Source organism: Amycolatopsis sp. NPDC051102, assembly GCF_040682815.1.
Taxonomy (GTDB): Bacteria; Actinomycetota; Actinomycetes; order Mycobacteriales; family Pseudonocardiaceae; genus Amycolatopsis.
In genome coordinates this window covers 975,877-993,708 of the sequence record NZ_JBFBBT010000001.1, presented here as the reverse complement: position 1 = coordinate 993,708, position 17,832 = coordinate 975,877, and the positions used below count along the sequence as shown (strand labels likewise).

The following is a 17,832-nucleotide window of genomic DNA, read 5'->3' as shown; positions in this document are numbered from 1 at the left end:
AGGGCAGGGGGCTGCGCGTGTACGACGACGTCCGATCGGTGGTCGAGGTCTTCGAGTACTCCGGTGACGTCGACGCCCTGCTCGCCGCCGCGCTCCCGCCCGCGGCGCAGTGCCCGCGGGACCTGCTGCCTCACCTCGCGCGCGCCCATTGGCACCGGTACCGCGCGAAAAGCGGGTTCGACGGGCTGCTCGACCGCGAAGCCTGGGCGGCCCTGACCGGCGAGCGGCCCGATCCCGCGGTCGCCGCGGTCACCTCGTCGCAGCCGTACCGGGACGTCCTCGCGGCACGGGCCGAGTTCGAAACCTTCCAGGACGCCGATGGCGTCGTCTCCCTCGTCAACGCCCTCACCGCGGCGATCGACGCGGTGGACGACGACCGGATGAAAGCCGCGCTCACCGCCGACCAGGCCGGCCTGCTGCTCCTGCTCGACGAACTCGACGGCACCGCCCGCTACGGCGAAAAGGTCGTCAACGCGCTGAACTGGGTGCTGGGGGCGACACCCGGCGACGACCCGCAACGCGCCCGCCGGCTGGTCGACTTCGCCCGGGCCCACGTGGCGGCGGGCCGGCGGCGGGGGCAGGTGCTCGCCTGCTACCGGGCCGCCGCCCAGCTGGCGCTGCGGGAACGGCCGGTGTGGCGTGACGTCCTGGTGGAGCTCGCGCAGTACGAGGCCGACCTCTACGCGAACGGCGCCGCGCCGATCCACCTCGCGGGCGCGCTCGTCACGTGCCGCGACCTCGCCGACGCGCTGGAGCGGGACTTCGGCGACACGGCCGCGGTCCCCGCGCTCGGCCGGCTCGAACACGAGGTCAGCAACCGGATCGGGCCCGAGATCGCCCGGTTCCTGCGCACCTGCCACCGCGATCCGGGCGTGCTGCGCGCGCAGCGGGACAAGGTGGAAACCCTGTGCCGGCAGGACATCGTGCCGGGCGTCCTGCTCGAACGGCGCGACCAGACGTGGCTGCTCGCCCTCGGCCTGCCGCTCGACCACGAGGACCGGCTGGACGCCCTGCTCGACCTCTACAGCAGACATGTCGACCTGTGGGAACTCGGTGGCGACGACGCCGCGATCGGCCTCGCCTACGACGCGGTCACCGAAGCGCTGTACACCACACTGCCCGACGACGCGGGGAAAGCCCGGCTGCAGAAGGCGCTCTCCCACGCCGCCTCGACCGTTGCCCTCCAGACCCGTTCGCCGGACGACGCGAGAATCGCCGTCGGCGCGGCCCGCGCCCTGGTGGAGCTGCCCGCCCGGGACGACGAGCAGCGAGCGCTGTGGCTCACCACCCTCGCGTCCGCGCTGGAGCGGCAGTACGCCCTGGACGCCAACCCGGCGGCGGGACACGAAGCCGTCACAGTCGTGGAAGAGGCCATCGCGCTGACCTCGCCCGGCGACGAGAACCTCCCGCTGCGCTGGTCGACGTTGTGCACCGCGGCCCGGCGGGTGGCCGAGGCGGGGGACCACGAGCTGTTCGCGAAGGCCGTGGAAGCGGGCGCGCAGGCGGTGGCCACCATCCCCGCGGACGACGTGCGCCGCGTCGGCATGCTCTACAACTACGCCTCCGCCGTGCAGACCCAGGCGACGACCATGAAGGTCACCGACGAGGAGCCGTACCGCGAAGCCGAACAGGCCTACCGGGCCGCGCTCGCGTTGCTGCCGGCCGGCCACGCCGACCACCCGCGCATCGAGAGCACCATCGCGGACCTGCTCTACCACCGCTACCGGCACTGCGGTGACCCGGAGGCGCTGGACGACTCGCTGGACCTGGCCGAGAAAGCCGTCCGCGAAACCCCGCACGAGCACCACTGGTGGCCGTTGCGGGCCTTCGTCCTGGCCCGGTCGGCTCGCGAGCTGGCCACGTTCGGCGGGCCACGGTCCGGCGAGCTGCGCGAACTCGCCATCGAACGCTACCGGGCGGTCGCGGCGCACCCGGCGACCACGGCGCAGCACCGGATGCTGGTCGAGCGGGCCCAGGCCGGAATGCTCGCCGAGGCGGACCCGTCGACGTGGCTGGACGCGCAGGAACGCGTGATCGCCGCCATTCCCGCGACCGTCAGCCGGGCCCTGCCGCACACCCGGCGGCTCAGCGGTGTCCGGGTCGTGGACGGCCTCGCCGACCAAGTGGTGCACGCCGGCGTGCGATCGGGCGAACTCGACCGGGCGGTGGAGCTGCTCGAGCAGTGCCGGGCCGTGCTGTTCGGCGAGGCGTGGGGCATCCGCCGCGGCTGGGCGAAACTGCGCGACGCCTCGCCGGAGCTCGCCGAGAAGCTCAGCCAGGTGGAGAAGGACCTGAACGAAGCCGACTCCTACGCCGACCTGACGTTCCACATCGAGGTGAAGTACCAAGGCCGGACCTCGGCCCGTGACTGGGATCCGCGCCCGCAGAACGTCGAACGGATCCGGCGGCTCGCCGCCCGGCGCGACAGCCTGCTGGAGACCGCCCGGACAGTACCGGGGTTCGAGAACCTGCTGCGGCCGCCGTCCCTCGGGGACCTGCGGGCGCGCCTGGCCGGGCACACCGTGGTGGTCGTCAGCGCGACCGGCACCGCGTTCGTCGTCCCCGGCGACGGCGGCCCCGTCGAACCCGTGTCCCTGCGGCAGATGAGCGTGGTCACCGCCCGCGCGCAGACCGCGAAGCTGCGGGCGGCGCTCGCCGCCCTGAAGGACCCGGGATCTTCGTTCGACCGGCGCGAGCAGGCCCAGCTCGACGTGCACACCGTGCTGGAGTGGCTGTGGGACACCACGGCGGGCCCGGTGCTGGACCGGGTCGCGGACGCGCGGCTGTGGTGGTGCCCGATCGGCGTGGCGGCCGGGCTGCCGCTGCACGCCGCCGGGCGGCACCGCGAAGAAGCCGGCCGGACGGTGCTCGACCGGGTCGTCTCCTCGTACACGCCGTCGCTCGCCGCGCTGGCCGACACCGTCACCACGCCCCGGCCTCCCGGCGCCCGCTCCACCGCGCTCGTCGTCGGGGTCGGGGAGCGCGAGGGCGTCCCCGTGCTGCCCGGCGCCCGCGCCGAGGCGGAGGCGGTGGCCGCGGCGCTGCCCGGCTCCACCGTGCTCCTCGACGCCGACGCCACGGCCGACGCCATCCGGCAGGAGCTGCCCGAACACCCGATCGCGCACTTCGCCTGCCACGGCCGGGCCGTCGGCTGGGCCGGGCACCCCAACACCGGCGGCCTGGTGATCGCCCGCGGGATGTTCGCGCCGTCGTTCGTGCACGACCTGCGCACCACGCGGGCCCAGCTGGCGTTCCTGTCCGCCTGCGACACCGCGGGCCCCGACGCGGCGCACCTGGACGAGCCGCTGAACCTGGCCTCGGCGTTCCACCTCGCGGGGTTCCGCGGGGTGGTCGGGACGCTGTGGCACATCGGGGACAGCTCGGAGACGGCCACCTCGGTGTACGCGGCGCTGACCGAGCACGGCCGCCGTCCCGCCGACCCCGGCCGGGCGGCGGCCGCGCTCACGGAAACGATGCGCCGCCTGCGGGACGCCTACCCGGCCCTGCCGGCGCGCTGGGCCGCCCACGTCCACGTCGGCGACTGAGCGCGGGCCTCAGCCCCAGGTCAGGAACCGGTAGTGCAGGCCGGTCGACGACGCCAGCCACTCCCCCGCCGACTCCGGCGCACGCCCGACCTCCGGCGCGCGGGTGTCGCCCTCGAAGGACTCCCGGATCTCGGTCACCACGATCCGGTCGGCGAACGGCAGCGCCGCCCGGTACACCGCCGCGCCGCCGATCACCCACAGGTCACCGGACACCGCGGCCAGGGCCGACGGCAGGTCCGCGAAGGTCTCGGCATCCTCCTGCGGGGCCGACGACAACACCAGGTTGCGCCGGCCCGGCAGCGGCCGGAACCGCGGCGGCAGCGACTCCCACGTCCGGCGGCCCATCAGGACCGCCGCCCCCGAGGTCACCGTACGGAAGTGCTTGAGGTCCTCCGGCAGGTGCCACGGCAGCCCGCCGTCCCGCCCGATGACGCCGTTCGCCGCCTGGGCCCAGATCAGCCCGATCACACCGCCACCGGCGCCTTGATGCCCGGGTGGGGGTCGTAGCCCTCGAGCGCGAAGTGCTCGTAGGTGTAGCCGAACAGGCTCTCCGCCGGCTTCAGGCTCAGCGACGGGAACGGCCGCGCGTCGCGGGCGAGCTGCGTGCGGACCTGGTCGACGTGGTTGTCGTAGATGTGGCAGTCGCCGCCGGTCCAGATGAAGTCGCCGACGCCGAGCCCCACCTGCGCGGCGATCATGTGCGTCAGCAGCGCGTAACTGGCGATGTTGAACGGCACGCCGAGGAACAGGTCCGCGCTGCGCTGGTACAGCTGGCACGACAGTTCCCCGTCGGCCACGTAGAACTGGAAGAAGGCGTGGCACGGCGGCAGCGCCATGCGCGGGATGTCGGCGACGTTCCACGCCGACACGATGATCCGCCGCGAGTCCGGGTTCTCACGCAGCGTGCGCAGGACCTCGGCGATCTGGTCGACGTGTCCGCCGTCCGGGGTCGGCCACGAGCGCCACTGCACGCCGTAGACCGGGCCCAGATCGCCGTCGGCCGCCGCCCACTCGTCCCAGATCGTGACGCCGTGCTCGCGCAGCCACGAGACGTTGGCATCGCCGCGCAGGAACCACAGCAGCTCGTAGGCGATCGAGCGGAAGTGGACTTTCTTCGTGGTGATGAGCGGAAAGCCTTCGGACAGGCGGTACCGCAGCTGGTGCCCGAAGATCGACCGCGTGCCCGTGCCGGTACGGTCGCCCTTGCGGGCGCCCGTGTCGAGGACGTGGCGGAGGAGGTCTTCGTACTGCGTGTCCGGCATGCCCCGGAGCCTAGCCATGCCGCTGACTCAGCGTGAACCCCGGCTGGGCCACACGGCGGGGGACAAAACTTGACCCATTCCAGAAAAGGCCCTAGGGTCGGCGGCGATGTCAGACTTCGAAGCGCAGTTGCGGGCGGTCTCGCTGCGGGTCACCCGGCCCCGGCTGGCCGTGCTGGCCGCGCTGCGCGACCACCCGCACGTCGACACCGAGACGGTGATCGACCTGGTGCGCGCCGAGCAACCGACGGTGTCGCACCAGACGATCTACGACGTGCTGCGGGCGCTCACCGAAACCGGGCTCGTCCGGCGCATCCAGCCGGCCGGCGCGAACGCCCGCTACGAGGCACGCGTGGGTGACAACCACCACCACGTCGTGTGCCGGTCGTGCGGGGCGATAGCCGACGTCGACTGCGCCGTCGGCCACACCCCCTGTCTCACCGCTTCGGACGACCACGGTTTCGTGATCGACCAGGCGGAGGTCGTCTACTGGGGCACCTGCCCCGACTGCGCGGCCGACCGTCCCCGAAATGATTCGCCGCTCCCGGAAGGAAGTAAATGAGCTCCACCCAGGACAACCCCTCCAGCGCGCAGGGCGTGGACAAGAAGGCGGCGGCCGGTTGCCCGGTCGCGCACGACTCGGTGACTTCGCACGGCAGCGAGAGCGAGAACCCGGCGATCGACTCGCCGACGCCGAAGACGGGGGGCCGTCCGCGCACGAACAAGGACTGGTGGCCCAACCAGCTCGACCTGTCCGTGCTGCACGCCCACTCTTCCAAGGGCAACCCGCTGGGCGAGAACTTCAGCTACGCCAAGGAGTTCGCCAAGCTCGACGTCGAGGCGCTCAAGCGCGACATCACCGAGGTGCTCACCACCTCGCAGGACTGGTGGCCGGCCGACTTCGGGCACTACGGCGGCCTGATGATCCGCCTGAGCTGGCACGCCGCGGGCACCTACCGCATCCACGACGGCCGCGGCGGCGCCGGGGACGGCAACCAGCGCTTCGCGCCGCTCAACAGCTGGCCCGACAACGCCAACCTCGACAAGGCGCGCCGTCTGCTCTGGCCGGTCAAGCAGAAGTACGGCCAGAAGATCTCCTGGGCCGACCTGCTCGTGCTCGCCGGCAACGTCGCCCTGGAGTCGATGGGCTTCGAGACCTTCGGCTTCGGTTTCGGCCGCGTCGACGTCTGGGAGCCCGAGGAGATCATCTGGGGCCCGGAGGACGACTGGCTGGGCGACGAGCGCTACGTCAGCGACTCGGAGATGGCGCCCGAGGTCGGCGCGACCGAGATGGGCCTGATCTACGTCAACCCCGAGGGTCCCCGCGGCAGCGCGGACTTCGAGGCGGCGGCCCACTTCATCCGCGAGACCTTCGGCCGGATGGCGATGAACGACGAGGAGACCGTCGCCCTCATCGCCGGTGGCCACACCTTCGGCAAGACCCACGGCGCCGGTGTCGCCGACGACCACGTCGGCCCCGAGCCCGAGGGCGCCCCGCTGGAGGCCCAGGGCCTCGGCTGGCTGAGCACGCACGGTTCCGGCAAGGGCGCCGACGCGATCACCAGCGGCCTCGAGGTCACCTGGACCGACAAGCCGACCCAGTGGAGCAACCGCTTCTTCGAGATCCTCTTCGGCTACGAGTGGGAGCTCACCACGAGCCCCGGCGGCGCCAAGCAGTACGTCGCCAAGGACGCCCCGGAGATCATCCCGGACCCGTACGACCCGAACAAGAAGCACAAGCCGACGATGCTCACGACGGACCTGTCGCTGCGCTTCGACCCGGTCTACGGCCCGATCTCGCGCCGGTTCCTGGAGAACCCGGACGAGTTCGCGCTGGCCTTCGCCAAGGCCTGGTACAAGCTGCTGCATCGTGACATGGGCCCGGTCAGCCGCTTCCTCGGCCCGTGGGTCGCCGAGCCGCAGCTGTGGCAGGACCCGGTGCCGGCCGTCGAGGGCGACCTCGTGGGCGAAGCCGACATCGCCGCCCTCAAGGCGAAGGTGCTCGACTCCGGGCTCAGCACCGCGGAACTGGTTTCCACGGCGTGGGCGTCGGCCGCGAGCTTCCGCTCCACCGACAAGCGCGGTGGCGCGAACGGTGCCCGCATCCGCCTGGAGCCGCAGCGCAACTGGGAGGTCAACCAGCCCGAGCAGCTCGGCAAGGTCCTGGAGGTCCTCGAGGGCGTCCGGCGCGAGTTCAACGAGGCCGGCGGCGCGCAGATCTCGCTGGCCGACCTGATCGTGCTGGCCGGCTCGGCCGCGGTCGAGAAGGCGGCGCGCGACGCCGGCGTCGAGACGACCGTGCCGTTCCACCCGGGCCGCACCGACGCCTCGCAGGAGCAGACCGACGTCGACTCCTTCAAGGTGATGGAGCCGCGCGCCGACGGGTTCCGCAACTACCTGCGCGCCGGTGAGAAGCTCCAGCCGGAGACGCTGCTGGTCGAGCGGGCCTACATGCTCGACCTGACCGCGCCGGAGATGACGGTCCTGGTCGGCGGCCTGCGGGCGCTGGGCACGAACCACGGCGGTGCCGCGCACGGTGTCTTCACCGACCGGCCCGGCGTGCTCACCAACGACTTCTTCGCCAACCTGCTCGCGCCGGGCACCAAGTGGAAGGCGTCGGAGTCGGCGGAGAACGTCTACGAGATCCGCGACGTGACGACCGACGAGGTGAAGTGGACCGCCACCGCGGTCGACCTCGTCTTCGGCTCGAACTCGCAGCTGCGGGCGCTGGCCGAGGTCTACGCCAGCGACGACGCCCGCGAGAAGTTCGTGGCGGACTTCGTCGCGGCGTGGACGAAGGTCATGGAGCTCGACCGCTTCGACCTCGCCTGATCGTTGCCCCGAACGGGCCCGGCCGATCCTCGCGATCGGCCGGGCCCGTTCGTGTGTGCGGCGATCTTGACAAGGGGTGAGCGCCGACCTACCGTGAGTTCCACGCCGCCGGGTTGTCCAGACCATTTATCGTGAAAGGACACCCAACGATGCGTGTGCGTGCTTTGCTCGTCCTCCTGGCGGTCCCGGCCCTGGCCGCGGCGACCGCGTCCCCCGCGCTGGCGGCGAACCCGGCGGTGGCCCCGGGCGGCAACTTCGACCTCGCGGTCTGGCAGCTGCAGGAGCCGGTCGGCTCGCCGGGCAGCCCGACGACGATCTCGTCGTCCCGGCTGCAGGGGCCGAACGGCTTCCAGGACAGCTACTTCTACACCGACACCCGCGACGGCGCGATGACCTTCTGGGCGCCGGAGAAGGGCGTCACCACGCCGAACTCGAACTACGCGCGCTCGGAGCTGCGCGAAATGAACCGCGACGGCTCGGCCGCGAACTGGTCGCTGAGCGGGTCGCACAAGCTGAACGCGACCCTGCGCGTGGTGTCCGTGACGTCGAACGTGTGCGTCGGCCAGGTGCACCTCGGCACCGGCGGCTCGTCGACGAAACCGCTGCTGGAGCTGTACTACCGGGCGAGCGGCGACATCGTGCTGGGCACCGAGAACTCCCCCGACGGCGGCCAGACGGCGCACACCGTCGGCCACGTCTCGCTCGGCAAGACGTGGACCTACACGATCGGCATCTCCGGCGGCAACACGATCGACCTGACGGTCAACGGGACGACCACGCACTACGGCATCCCGTCGTCGTTCAAGGCGTACAAGCAGTACTTCAAGGCCGGCTCGTACAACCAGTCCTCTTCGGACAGCACGACGAAGGGCGCGCGCGTCGCGTTCTACGGCCTGAACGTCTCACACAGCTAGCCGGAGAGCGGCCCGGCCGCCACCGGGCCGCCGCTGGTCAGCGCCAGCCCAGCTCCGGGGCCACGTGGGTGAGGATGCTCTCCAGCACGTGGACGTTGTACTCGACGCCGAGCTGGTTCGGGATGGTGAGCAGCAGGGTGTCCGCGGCCTGGATCGCCTCGTCCTCCTTGAGCTGCCGCACGAGCTCGTCGGGCTCTCCGGCGTAGGAACGGCCGAAGATCGCGCGGGTGTTCTCGTCGATCATGCCGACCTGGTCGCGCGAGTGGCGGTCGCGGCCGAAGTACGCGCGGTCCTGGTCGTTGGTCAGCGCGAAGATGCTGCGGCTGACCGAAACCCGCGGCTCGCGCTCGTGGCCGGCTTCCGTCCACGCCTCGCGGTAGGCCTCGATCTGCTTGCGCTGCTGGACGTGCAGCGGCTCGCCCGTCTCGTCGTCCTTGAGCGTGGAGCTCTGCAGGTTCATGCCGAGCTTCGCCGCCCAGACGCTCGTCGCGTTCGAACCGGAGCCCCACCAGATGCGCTCGCGCAGGCCCTCCGAGTGCGGCTCGAGCCGCAGCAGGCCCGGCGGGTTCGCGAACATCGGCCGCGGGTTCGGCTGGGCGAAGCCCTCGCCGTCCAGGAGCTTGAGGAACACCTCGGTGTGCTGCCGGGCCATGTCGGCGTCCGTCTCGCCCTCGCCGGGGGCGTACCCGAAGTAGCGCCAGCCGTCGATCACCTGCTCGGGGGATCCCCGGCTGATGCCGAGCTGGAGCCGGCCGCCGGAGATGAGGTCGGCGGCGCCCGCGTCCTCGATCATGTACAGCGGGTTCTCGTAGCGCATGTCGATCACGCCGGTGCCGATTTCGATCTTCGACGTCCGCGCGCCGATCGCCGACAGCAGCGGGAACGGGCCGGCCGCCTGCCGCGCGAAGTGGTGCACGCGGAAGTAGGCGCCGTCCGCGCCGAGCTCCTCGGCGGCCACCGCCAGGTCGATCGACTGGTGCAGGAAGTCGGCGGCCGACCGGGTCTCGGAGTGCGCGCTGTCCGACCAGTGGCCGAACGACAGGAAGCCAATCTTCTTCACACCCCCTCAGACGTCCGGCGGCCGGGAATGATTCCCCGGTGTGAGCGGTCCGACCGTCGCTCGTTCCGGTGAACCGGCGCCCGCCGCGGGCCCGGCCGGGTACCCCGCCGGAAACGAGGAGGAGACGCATGCCCGACAACGACCTCACGGGGTTCCTGATCATCGGACTGGTGTTCGTGGTGGCCGACGGCCAGGTCCTCTACCGCGGCGGCCGGCGGTACCTGAGCGGGCCGGACGGCGGCGAGGGGACCGGCTCGATGGCCTGGATGGTGGTGACCGTCTTCCACCTCGTCTCCTTCGGCGTGCTCGCGCTGCTCTCGGTGGTCGGCCCGCAGTGGTCCGGCTCGACGGCCGCGCTGGTCGGCCGGATCGGCGTCTTCCTGCTGCTGATGGCCGTGGCGCACGTGCTCACGCTGGCCGTCCTCGCGCGCCGCCGTCAGGACCGGATCGTCGAGGAGCACTTCCAGGACCGCGAGTCCGAGCGGCCGCCGGCCGAGGCCTACCTCCGGCCGGCCACCGAGGTGGTCGTCGAGCCGGTGGCGACCGACCCGGCGTGGCGGCCCGCCGTCACCCCGGTGCCCGGCCAGGACGGCCCGCAGCCGCGGGTCGCCCCCGATCTCGGCAACCACGGCCCGTACCGCACCTGACCTGCACCGCGGTGTTCACCGGATCGAAGGAATCCGCACGGCGAGCCGCGGTGTTCGGGCTGCCGCTCCCCCGCCGGCCGTGATTGGATCTTTCCGGCCGGTGCGCGAGGAAGGAAAACTGCGGTGCGAACGTCCCGAGCAGGGCTGGCGGTGGCCGTCTCGGTCCTGGTGGCGGCCACGGCGCCCGCCGCCGCCACCACGCCCGACCCGCTGGCGCCCTACCGGGGGCAGCAGGTCGCCTGGGGCGCCTGCCCGTTCAGGCAGGGCGCCCACTCCCGGGCCGCGCAGTGCGCCCGGATCACCGTCCCGCGGGACTGGGCGGCGCCGTCCGCCGGCACCGACCTGAAGGTCTCGATCAGCCGGGTCCAGGCCACCGGCACGCGCCAGGGCGCGATCCTGGTCAACCCCGGCGGGCCCGGCGGCCAGGGCACTTCGCTCGCCGGCGCGCTGGCGAGCCTGGAGCCGTCGCTCAACGACCACTACGACATCGTCGGGATGGACCCCCGGGGCACCGGCCAGGAAGGCGGCGACGACCCGGGGTACATCTGCCGCGTGCCGCTCGGGCGGCTGCCGCAGGAGGACGACCTCGACGCCCGTGACCGCTCGGCCCAGAGCATCTCGCTGCACCAGCGGACACCGCGCGTCCTGGCCGAGGCGTGCCAGAGCGACGCGCTCGCGCCGTTCATCACCACCTGGCAGACCACGCACGACATGGACCTGATCCGCTCGCTGCTGGGCGACGAAAAGCTGAACTACCTCGGTTTCTCCTACGGCACCTGGCTCGGCGCGAAGTACGCGTCGCTGTTCCCCGAGCAGGCCGGCCGGATGGTTCTCGACTCCAGCGTGAACTTCGAAGGCCGTCTCCAGGCCGCGTTCGAAGCGTTCCCGAAGATCGACCAGCGCCAGTTCGACCGTGTCTACGCGCCCTGGCTGGCGCGGCGGTTCCCGGACCAGCTCGGCAAGACCGCCGCCGAGGTCCGGGCCAAGTGGGAGCGGCTGCGCATCTTCTTCAAGAAGAAGGGCGTGCCGCCGGACGTCTTCGACTCGGTCTTCGTCGGCAACGGCAGCAGCCGGCAGTGGCTGACCGGCGCCCTGATCCTCACCAAGGGCGCGGCGGCGATGGACGGCGCGGCCACGCCGCCGCCCGCCGCGCTGCGGGCCGGCCTCGACCGGGCGTCGCGCGCGGTCTTCGGCCGCCCGGCGGACCGGCTGACCGCGGCCGACATCGCCGCGGACCCGCCGGAGCCGGACTACGCCGACGTCCCGGGCACGCGGCTGGCCGTGGCGTGCGGCGACCAGCCGACGCGCACCGCGAGCTGGTACAAGCTGCTGAGCGACCTGCAGGGGCCGGCGTACCCGCTGTTCGGCTGGGCGTACGGCCTCAGCGAGGCGTGCGGCTTCTGGTCCGACCCGCCCCGGCACCAGCTGCCGGTGCTGCCGCCGCGCGCGGCGAAGAACGTCCTGGTCGTCCAGGGCGAGTTCGACCCCCAGACCGGCTACGAGCAGGCGGAGGCGGCGGCGCGGGCGGCCGGCGTCCCGATGATTTCGGTGGCGGACTCGCCGTTCCACGGCCAGTACGCGGTCAGCGGCAATTCCTGCGTGGACAACCTGGTCAACGGCTTCTTCCTGGGCGGCACCCGCCCGGCGGCGACCATCTGCCCCGGCGTCCCGCTGCCCGGCGAGCACCAGGTCTTCCCGGTACCGGGCCCGGCGGGCGAGCCGGCCACGACATCGGCGCCTGCTGCGCGCGACTCGCTTTCGACGGCCCGCGAACGGCTTCAGGACGAGATCAGCGCCGTCAACCGCGAACACTGAGCCCTGCACCGGTCCATTGTGGACCGGGACGGCGGGAGCGGCGCCTCGACGGAGGCGGGCAACACCTCCCCCAGCACCCCGTGCACGCGGCGAACTCCGGCGTCTCGACCGGCACACCGCACTTGACGGCTGCCTCCGCCGGATGTTCTCCTGTCTGGGAGCGCTCCCGGCCGGTCGAAACACTCGAAGACTACGCATAGGGAGTTCGATGAAGCGCTCCATCGCTGCGCTGGCCACCGCCGGCGCGACGGTTCTCGGCTCGACTTTTCTCCTGCTGATGCCCGCGGCCTCCGCCGCGGCGCAGGGCTGCCGGGTCGACTACACGATCACCAACCAGTGGCAGGGCGGCTTCCAGGCCGGGGTGAAGGTCACCAACCTGGGCGACCCGATCACCGGCTGGTCGCTGCAGTTCACCTTCCCCGACAGCGGCCAGCGCGTGGCCCAGGGCTGGAACGCCACCTGGTCGCAGTCCGGCGCGACCGCCACCGCCGCCGGCGCCGACTGGAACCGGACGCTGGCCACGGGCGCCGCCGCGGACCTGGGCTTCACCGGCACCACCACCGGCGCCAACCCGGTGCCGGCGTCGTTCACGCTGAACGGCGTCACCTGCACCGGGTCCACCGGCCCGGTGACGACGACGCCCGGCACGCCCACCACGACCACCACCACGCCGCCGTCCGGCAGCACGCCGCTGGCGGCGAACGGGCAGCTGCACGTCTGCGGCGTGCACCTGTGCAACGAGGCCGGGCGGGCGATCCAGCTGCGCGGCATGAGCACGCACGGCCTCCAGTGGTTCGACAGCTGCTACAACGACCGCTCCCTGGACGCGCTGGCGAACGACTGGCACGCCGACCTGCTCCGCATCGCCATGTACGTGCAGGAAAAGGGGTACGAGACCAACCCGGCCTGGTTCACCGACCGGGTCAACAGCCTGGTCGGCGAAGCCGAGGAACGCGGGATGTACGCGGTGATCGACTTCCACACGCTCACCCCCGGCGACCCGAACTACAACCTCGACCGCGCCAAGACGTTCTTCGCGGCGGTGGCCGCCCGCAACGCGGCCCGGAAGAACGTCGTCTACGAGATCGCCAACGAACCCAACGGGGTGAGCTGGGCCGGCATCAAGAGCTACGCCGAGCAGGTCATCCCCGTGATCCGCACCGCCGACCCGGACGCCGTGGTGATCGTCGGCACCCGCGGCTGGTCGTCCCTCGGCGTCTCCGACGGGTCCGACGAAACCGAGATCGTCAACAACCCCGTCAACGCCGCCAACATCATGTACACGTTCCACTTCTACGCCGCCAGCCACAAGGACAACTACCGCGCCACGGTGAGCCGGGCGGCCGCGAAGCTGCCGCTGTTCGTCACCGAGTTCGGCACGGTGACCGCCACCGGCGGCGGGACACTCGACCAGGCGAGCACCACGACCTGGCTGGACCTGCTCGACCAGCTGAAGATCAGCTACGCGAACTGGACGTACTCCGACGCGGACGAAAGCAGCGCCGCGCTGCGCCCAGGAACCTGCGCGGGCACCGATTACGGCACCGGCACGCTGACCGCGTCCGGCGCACTCGTCCGGAGCCGCATCAGCACTCCGGACAATTTCTGAGGCAGCGGGCGGGGGTGCCGGGTGCGGCGCCCCCGCCCACTGCTCAACCATCAGGTTGACAACGGCCCGCCTGCGCTCTAGGTTCGTGCTCAACCGAGGAGTTGAGAAGCAGGTGGACGAAGGCACCGAACGGCTCAACCGGGTGTTCGCGGCACTGGCCGACCCCACCCGGCGCGACCTGGTGGCCCGGCTGGCCGGCGCGGACGCGACCGTCGGCGAGCTGGCGGAACCGTACGACATGAGCCTCCAGGCGGTCTCCAAGCACGTGAAGGTGCTCGAAGAGGCCGGGCTGGTGACGCGCAGCAAGGACGCCCAGCGCCGGCCGGTCCACCTGGACGCCGAGGTGTTCGACCTGATGACCAAGTGGATCGAGCGGTACCGGCGGCAGGCCGAGGAGCGCTACCGGCGGCTCGACGCCCTGCTGGGCCGGATGACCGGCGACCCGGCCCGATCCCGTGAGGACGCATCATGACCCTGGCCAAACACGAAACCGGCATCCAGGCCGACGAGCGGGTCCCGACGATCCGGATCGTCCGGGAGTTCGACGCCGCTCCCGAGCTCGTGTTCCGCGCGCACGTCGACCCCGAGCTCTACGCGCAGTGGATCGGGCCGCGCTCGGTCACCACGCGGATCACCCGGTGGGACGCGCGGACCGGCGGCGCGTGGGCCTTCGCCAACGACCGCAACGGCGAGGAGATCGCCGCCTTCCACGGCAGTTTCCACGACGTGCGGCCGAACGAGCGGATCGTGTGGACGTTCACCTACGACGGCGAGCCCGACGGCGTCGCCCTGGAAACCCTGACCCTCGAAGCACTCGAGGGCGGCCGCACCCGGCTGCACGTGCTGAGTGTGGTGCAGGACTTCGAAACCCGGGACGGCATGCTGGCGAGCGGCATGCAGACCGGCCTCACCGAGGGCTACGCCAAGCTCGACGAACTGCTCGCCAAGGAGGCGTGAAATGACACCCACCGGCCCCGCGCAGCGGCACGCGCACGACGCCGCCCGGTTCACCGAACTGACGGAGCGGGCCTCGGCCGGCGACTGGGCGCGGCCCAGCCCGGTCGCGGGGTGGACGGCGCTCGACGTCGTGAAGCACCTCGTCGAGTGGCCGCGGGCCTTCCTCGGTGGCGCCGGGATCGAGCTGCCCGCGCTGGACGTCGAAGCCGACCCGGCGGGCGCCTGGAAGCAGCACGTCGCCGACATCCAGGCCATCGTCGAAGACCCCGCGGGGCGGGTGCTGAGCAACCCGCACACCGGCGACCGGCCCGTGGACGAGGCGATCGACCAGTTCTACACCAACGACATCTGGATGCACACCTGGGATCTCGCCAAGGCCCTCGGGCACGAGGTCGACCTCGGCGAGGAGCGCTGCGCGGCCACCTTGGCCGGGATGCAGCCGATGGAGGAAATGCTGCGCGGCAGCGGGCAGTTCGGCCCGGCGGTGCCGGTCGCCGGCGACGCTTCGGCGCAGGACCGGCTGATCGGCTTCCTCGGCCGCGACCCGGCCTGGCGCCCCTGAGCCGACGGCGGCACGCACTCCGGTCGCGTGCCGCCGCGGATCACCGGAAAGATTGACAACCGCCGATCCCCGGAGGACTCTGGGAGCGCTTCCAGAAGGCGCCGCCGGGGTCGCTTCCGCCTGCCCCGGCACGAAAGGCGGAAGGAGAGTCCATGGGATCCGCCGCCCGCCGGGGTGCCGCGCGGCCGGCCGTGCTCGCCGCGGTCGCCCTGCTGGTGCTCGGGGTTTCCGTGCTGTGGCCGGGGCCGTCGGGCGCCGCACTGTCGACGCCGGTGACCGGCAACGCCACCCACTTCGACGCGCTCGGCGCGCCCTACGGCGGCTGCGGCCTGCCCCAGGAGCAGCTCGACTCGCCGGATTTCGTGGCCCTCAACGTTTACAACACCCCGGGCGACTACAGCTTCTACCCGCGGCCGATCCCACCGGCGCAGGCTGCCAAGATCGGGCTGTGGGACAACGGCCGCAACTGCGGGCGGTTCGTCCAGGTCACCATCGGCGACTACTGCACCGGCGTCAACGACGGCGCACCGGGACAACCCTTCTGCCGCAACGGGTCCTGGGTGACCGACGGCTACGCCGGCGCCCAGCTGACCATGGTCGTGGCCGACAGCTGCGGCGACGCGAACGCCTGGTGCCGCGACGATCCCGGCCACCTCGACCTGTCGACGGCGTCGCTCAACCGGTTCGTGAAGAACGGCGCCCCGGTCGGGGACATGAACCCCGCGCACTGGAACAACCGGCACGTCTCGTGGTCCTACGTGCCCGCCCCGGCCTACACCGGTGACCTGAAACTCGGCTTCCTCCAAGGGGCGCAACGGTATTGGACGGCCATCGCCGTGTCACACCTGCCCAACGGCGTCCACGGCGTGGAGTTCCTCGGCGCGGACGGCACGTGGCAGCAGGCGCAACCGGACAGCGATCTGGGGCAGGCGTTCGTGATCGGCCCGACCGCCACCGCGGGCACGGCGTACGCGATCCGGGTCCGCGACGCGAGTGACGCGCTCGTCAACGACGGCCGCGTCTACCGGTTCACGTTGCCGGACCAGTGCCTGTCGGGGTGTTCGGCCGCCTACACCGGGATCAGCTACACGACCGGCACCGGCACCCCGACCACGACACCCACCACCACGCCCACGACGCCGACCACCCCGGCCGGGGTGTCGTGCACGGCGACCGCCGCCGTCACGTCCACCTGGAACGGCGGCCACCAGCTGCAGTTCACCGTGCGGAACACCGGTTCGGCCGCGGTGGCGGGCTGGACGACGTCGTTCTCGTTCGCCGGCACCCAGCAGGTGACCAATTCCTGGAACGCCGCGCTGACCCAGACCGGCCGGCAGGTGCAGGCGGCGAACCAGTCCTACAACGGGACACTGGCCGCCGGGGCGACGACCACCTGGGGCGCCGTGGTGTCCGGCGCCGACCAGCCGTTGTCCGCGCTGGCCTGCGCCGCCCGCTGATCTCAGGAAACGGACGCCCAGAACCCGGTCAGCACCGCGGCGGCGCGAGCCGGCTCGTGGGTCATCCACCAGTGGCCGAGGCCCTCGAGGACGGCGACCCGGGCGCCCGCACGCGCCGCCGAGCAGCGGCGCTGCTCTTCGGTGCCGGCGACGTGGTCGGCCGTGGCCAAGACGGCCAGTCCCGGCCGGGCCGCCGCGCGTTCCAGCGGCAGGCCGAGGCCGGGAACGCCCTCCGCGGCGGCGGACCGGTACAGGCTGAGCACCGCGCGGCCCATCGCCGCGTCCTGCCCGGCCGCGACGCGCGCCGCAACGGCTTCGCCCATCCCCCGCTCCACCAGCACCGCGGCCCGGTCCGCGGCCGTGCCGCCGAACCGCGCCGCGACGTCGGCCTCCCCGACGCCCGGCGTCTGCCAGCGGCGGGCGAGTTCGTGCCATTCGTACCCCGGGTCATACATCCCGAGCGCGTCGCTGACCCAGCTGCGGACGAGCTCCGGCCGGCTCAGCACGACGTTGACGACGTGCCCGCCGCCGAGGTCGTGCCCCACCAGGTCCACCGGCTCGCCGAACGCCGCCAGTTCCGCGACCAGCCAGTCGCGGTAGCCGGCGTGGGTCGCCGGGAACCCGGCGGGCAGCGGCGCGCCGAAGCCGGGCGGCGACAGGCAGACCACGTCGGGCCGCGCGAGTTCGGCCAGCAGCAGGTCCCAGACCGCCGCCGTCTCGGGGTTCCCGTGGACGAACACCGCGGGCATCAGGCCACGGCCGGTGTGGTCGGCTGCAGCACCGATTCCACCAGCGCTTCGGTGCGCAGGTGGGTGATCGCCTGGTATTCGGGGTCGCGGACCATGGCCGCGAACGCCGCGCGGTCCGGGTAGCGGACCAGGGCCACCATGTCCCACGCCTGCCCCTCTTCGGCGACGAGCGCCTGCCCGCCGTGGCCGATGTACTCGACTTCCAGGCCGTACCGGGCGTTCAGCTCGCCACGGAGGGCTTCGGCGTAGCGCTGGTAACTTTCGCGGCCGCCGTCCGGGCGGAACCGCAGCAGGTTGAGCATCACGACCGGACCGCCCGGGTCGTCGGCGAGCAGGGCGTCGAGGGCGCGGTCTTCGATTTCGATCATCAGGTCCTCCTTCAGAGGTTCGCCGCCACCCTACACATACTTGTTGGTCGACACGCAA

At 72.2% G+C, this 17,832-nt stretch carries 16 protein-coding genes; 11 read left to right on the top strand and 5 right to left on the bottom strand.

Going from position 1 to position 17,832, the window contains the following annotated elements; translation table 11 throughout:
• Positions 1-17 precede the first annotated feature (17 nt).
• On the top strand, positions 18-3,545 hold the full coding sequence (locus AB0M93_RS04055) for a CHAT domain-containing protein (RefSeq protein WP_364268153.1): 3,528 nt from the start codon (positions 18-20) through the stop codon (positions 3,543-3,545).
• A 9-nt stretch (positions 3,546-3,554) separates the two neighbouring features.
• Here AB0M93_RS04055 and AB0M93_RS04050 read toward each other — a convergent pair whose 3' ends face one another.
• Together AB0M93_RS04050 and AB0M93_RS04045 are read right to left on the bottom strand one after the other, a co-directional pair.
• The gene (locus tag AB0M93_RS04050) at positions 3,555-4,013 is read right to left on the bottom strand and encodes a dihydrofolate reductase (protein ID WP_364268151.1); all 459 of its coding nucleotides are present in this window, start codon (positions 4,011-4,013) and stop codon (positions 3,555-3,557) included.
• On the bottom strand, positions 4,010-4,807 hold the full coding sequence (locus tag AB0M93_RS04045) for a thymidylate synthase (RefSeq protein ID WP_364268149.1): 798 nt from the start codon (positions 4,805-4,807) through the stop codon (positions 4,010-4,012). The genes AB0M93_RS04050 and AB0M93_RS04045 overlap by 4 nt, the downstream gene beginning before the upstream one ends.
• A 106-nt stretch (positions 4,808-4,913) precedes the next feature.
• Here AB0M93_RS04045 and AB0M93_RS04040 point away from each other — a divergent pair, with 106 nt between their 5' ends.
• From AB0M93_RS04040 to AB0M93_RS04030, 3 genes are all read left to right on the top strand, one after another.
• Positions 4,914-5,366 (top strand): Fur family transcriptional regulator, encoded by a 453-nt coding sequence (locus AB0M93_RS04040; protein ID WP_364268147.1) that lies wholly within the window; start codon positions 4,914-4,916, stop codon positions 5,364-5,366.
• A complete protein-coding gene (gene katG / locus AB0M93_RS04035; protein WP_364268145.1) occupies positions 5,363-7,636 on the top strand; it encodes a catalase/peroxidase HPI in 2,274 nt (757 codons plus the stop codon). The genes AB0M93_RS04040 and katG overlap by 4 nt, the downstream gene beginning before the upstream one ends.
• 149 nt (positions 7,637-7,785) lie before the next feature.
• A complete protein-coding gene (locus AB0M93_RS04030) occupies positions 7,786-8,550 on the top strand; it encodes a polysaccharide lyase family 7 protein (protein WP_364268143.1) in 765 nt (254 codons plus the stop codon).
• Between the two features lie 37 nt (positions 8,551-8,587).
• Here the strand turns inward: AB0M93_RS04030 and AB0M93_RS04025 are convergent, their stop codons facing one another.
• Positions 8,588-9,610, bottom strand: coding sequence for an LLM class flavin-dependent oxidoreductase (locus AB0M93_RS04025; protein WP_364268141.1), 1,023 nt, complete (start codon positions 9,608-9,610; stop codon positions 8,588-8,590).
• Between the two features lie 128 nt (positions 9,611-9,738).
• On the opposite strand from AB0M93_RS04025, the gene AB0M93_RS04020 reads away from it, so the two are divergent.
• The 7 genes from AB0M93_RS04020 (at position 9,739) to AB0M93_RS03990 (ending at position 16,657) form a co-directional block, all read left to right on the top strand.
• Positions 9,739-10,257, top strand: coding sequence for a hypothetical protein (locus AB0M93_RS04020; RefSeq protein ID WP_364268139.1), 519 nt, complete (start codon positions 9,739-9,741; stop codon positions 10,255-10,257).
• A 123-nt stretch (positions 10,258-10,380) separates the two neighbouring features.
• Entirely contained in the window at positions 10,381-12,072 is a 1,692-nt protein-coding gene (locus AB0M93_RS04015; protein WP_364268137.1) for an alpha/beta fold hydrolase, read from the top strand.
• Positions 12,073-12,280: 208 nt separating this feature from the next.
• On the top strand, positions 12,281-13,681 hold the full coding sequence (locus tag AB0M93_RS04010) for a cellulase family glycosylhydrolase (RefSeq protein WP_364268135.1): 1,401 nt from the start codon (positions 12,281-12,283) through the stop codon (positions 13,679-13,681).
• Between the two features lie 112 nt (positions 13,682-13,793).
• Complete coding sequence (locus AB0M93_RS04005) at positions 13,794-14,153, top strand: metalloregulator ArsR/SmtB family transcription factor (protein WP_364268133.1); 360 nt, start codon at positions 13,794-13,796, stop codon at positions 14,151-14,153.
• Positions 14,150-14,638 carry an SRPBCC family protein gene (locus AB0M93_RS04000; protein ID WP_364268131.1) on the top strand — a complete coding sequence of 163 codons (489 nt, stop codon included), beginning with the start codon at positions 14,150-14,152 and terminating at the stop codon, positions 14,636-14,638. The genes AB0M93_RS04005 and AB0M93_RS04000 overlap by 4 nt, the downstream gene beginning before the upstream one ends.
• Before the next feature lies 1 nt (position 14,639).
• Positions 14,640-15,200 (top strand): maleylpyruvate isomerase family mycothiol-dependent enzyme, encoded by a 561-nt coding sequence (locus AB0M93_RS03995; protein ID WP_364268129.1) that lies wholly within the window; start codon positions 14,640-14,642, stop codon positions 15,198-15,200.
• 152 nt (positions 15,201-15,352) lie between these two features.
• Positions 15,353-16,657 carry a cellulose binding domain-containing protein gene (locus AB0M93_RS03990; protein WP_364268127.1) on the top strand — a complete coding sequence of 435 codons (1,305 nt, stop codon included), beginning with the start codon at positions 15,353-15,355 and terminating at the stop codon, positions 16,655-16,657.
• Positions 16,658-16,659: 2 nt separating this feature from the next.
• Here AB0M93_RS03990 and AB0M93_RS03985 read toward each other — a convergent pair whose 3' ends face one another.
• Together AB0M93_RS03985 and AB0M93_RS03980 are read right to left on the bottom strand one after the other, a co-directional pair.
• The gene (locus tag AB0M93_RS03985; RefSeq protein WP_364268125.1) at positions 16,660-17,406 is read right to left on the bottom strand and encodes an alpha/beta fold hydrolase; all 747 of its coding nucleotides are present in this window, start codon (positions 17,404-17,406) and stop codon (positions 16,660-16,662) included.
• A complete protein-coding gene (locus AB0M93_RS03980; RefSeq protein ID WP_364268123.1) occupies positions 17,406-17,774 on the bottom strand; it encodes a DUF1330 domain-containing protein in 369 nt (122 codons plus the stop codon). The genes AB0M93_RS03985 and AB0M93_RS03980 overlap by 1 nt, the downstream gene beginning before the upstream one ends.
• Between the last annotated feature and the right edge of the window lie 58 nt (positions 17,775-17,832).

Bases quoted from the DNA above. Each gene is read 5' to 3' on its own strand.
- AB0M93_RS04040 (WP_364268147.1), top strand. From the start codon at position 4,914: ATGTCAGACTTCGAAGCGCAGTTGCGGGCGGTCTCGCTGCGGGTCACC.
- AB0M93_RS04000 (WP_364268131.1), top strand. From the start codon at position 14,150: ATGACCCTGGCCAAACACGAAACCGGCATCCAGGCCGACGAGCGGGTC.
- AB0M93_RS03985 (WP_364268125.1), bottom strand. From the start codon at position 17,406: ATGCCCGCGGTGTTCGTCCACGGGAACCCCGAGACGGCGGCGGTCTGG.
- AB0M93_RS03990 (WP_364268127.1), top strand. From the start codon at position 15,353: ATGGGATCCGCCGCCCGCCGGGGTGCCGCGCGGCCGGCCGTGCTCGCC.
- AB0M93_RS03980 (WP_364268123.1), bottom strand. From the start codon at position 17,774: ATGATCGAAATCGAAGACCGCGCCCTCGACGCCCTGCTCGCCGACGAC.
- AB0M93_RS04020 (WP_364268139.1), top strand. From the start codon at position 9,739: ATGCCCGACAACGACCTCACGGGGTTCCTGATCATCGGACTGGTGTTC.
- AB0M93_RS03995 (WP_364268129.1), top strand. From the start codon at position 14,640: ATGACACCCACCGGCCCCGCGCAGCGGCACGCGCACGACGCCGCCCGG.
- katG (WP_364268145.1), top strand. From the start codon at position 5,363: ATGAGCTCCACCCAGGACAACCCCTCCAGCGCGCAGGGCGTGGACAAG.
- AB0M93_RS04030 (WP_364268143.1), top strand. From the start codon at position 7,786: ATGCGTGTGCGTGCTTTGCTCGTCCTCCTGGCGGTCCCGGCCCTGGCC.
- AB0M93_RS04045 (WP_364268149.1), bottom strand. From the start codon at position 4,807: ATGCCGGACACGCAGTACGAAGACCTCCTCCGCCACGTCCTCGACACG.
- AB0M93_RS04010 (WP_364268135.1), top strand. From the start codon at position 12,281: ATGAAGCGCTCCATCGCTGCGCTGGCCACCGCCGGCGCGACGGTTCTC.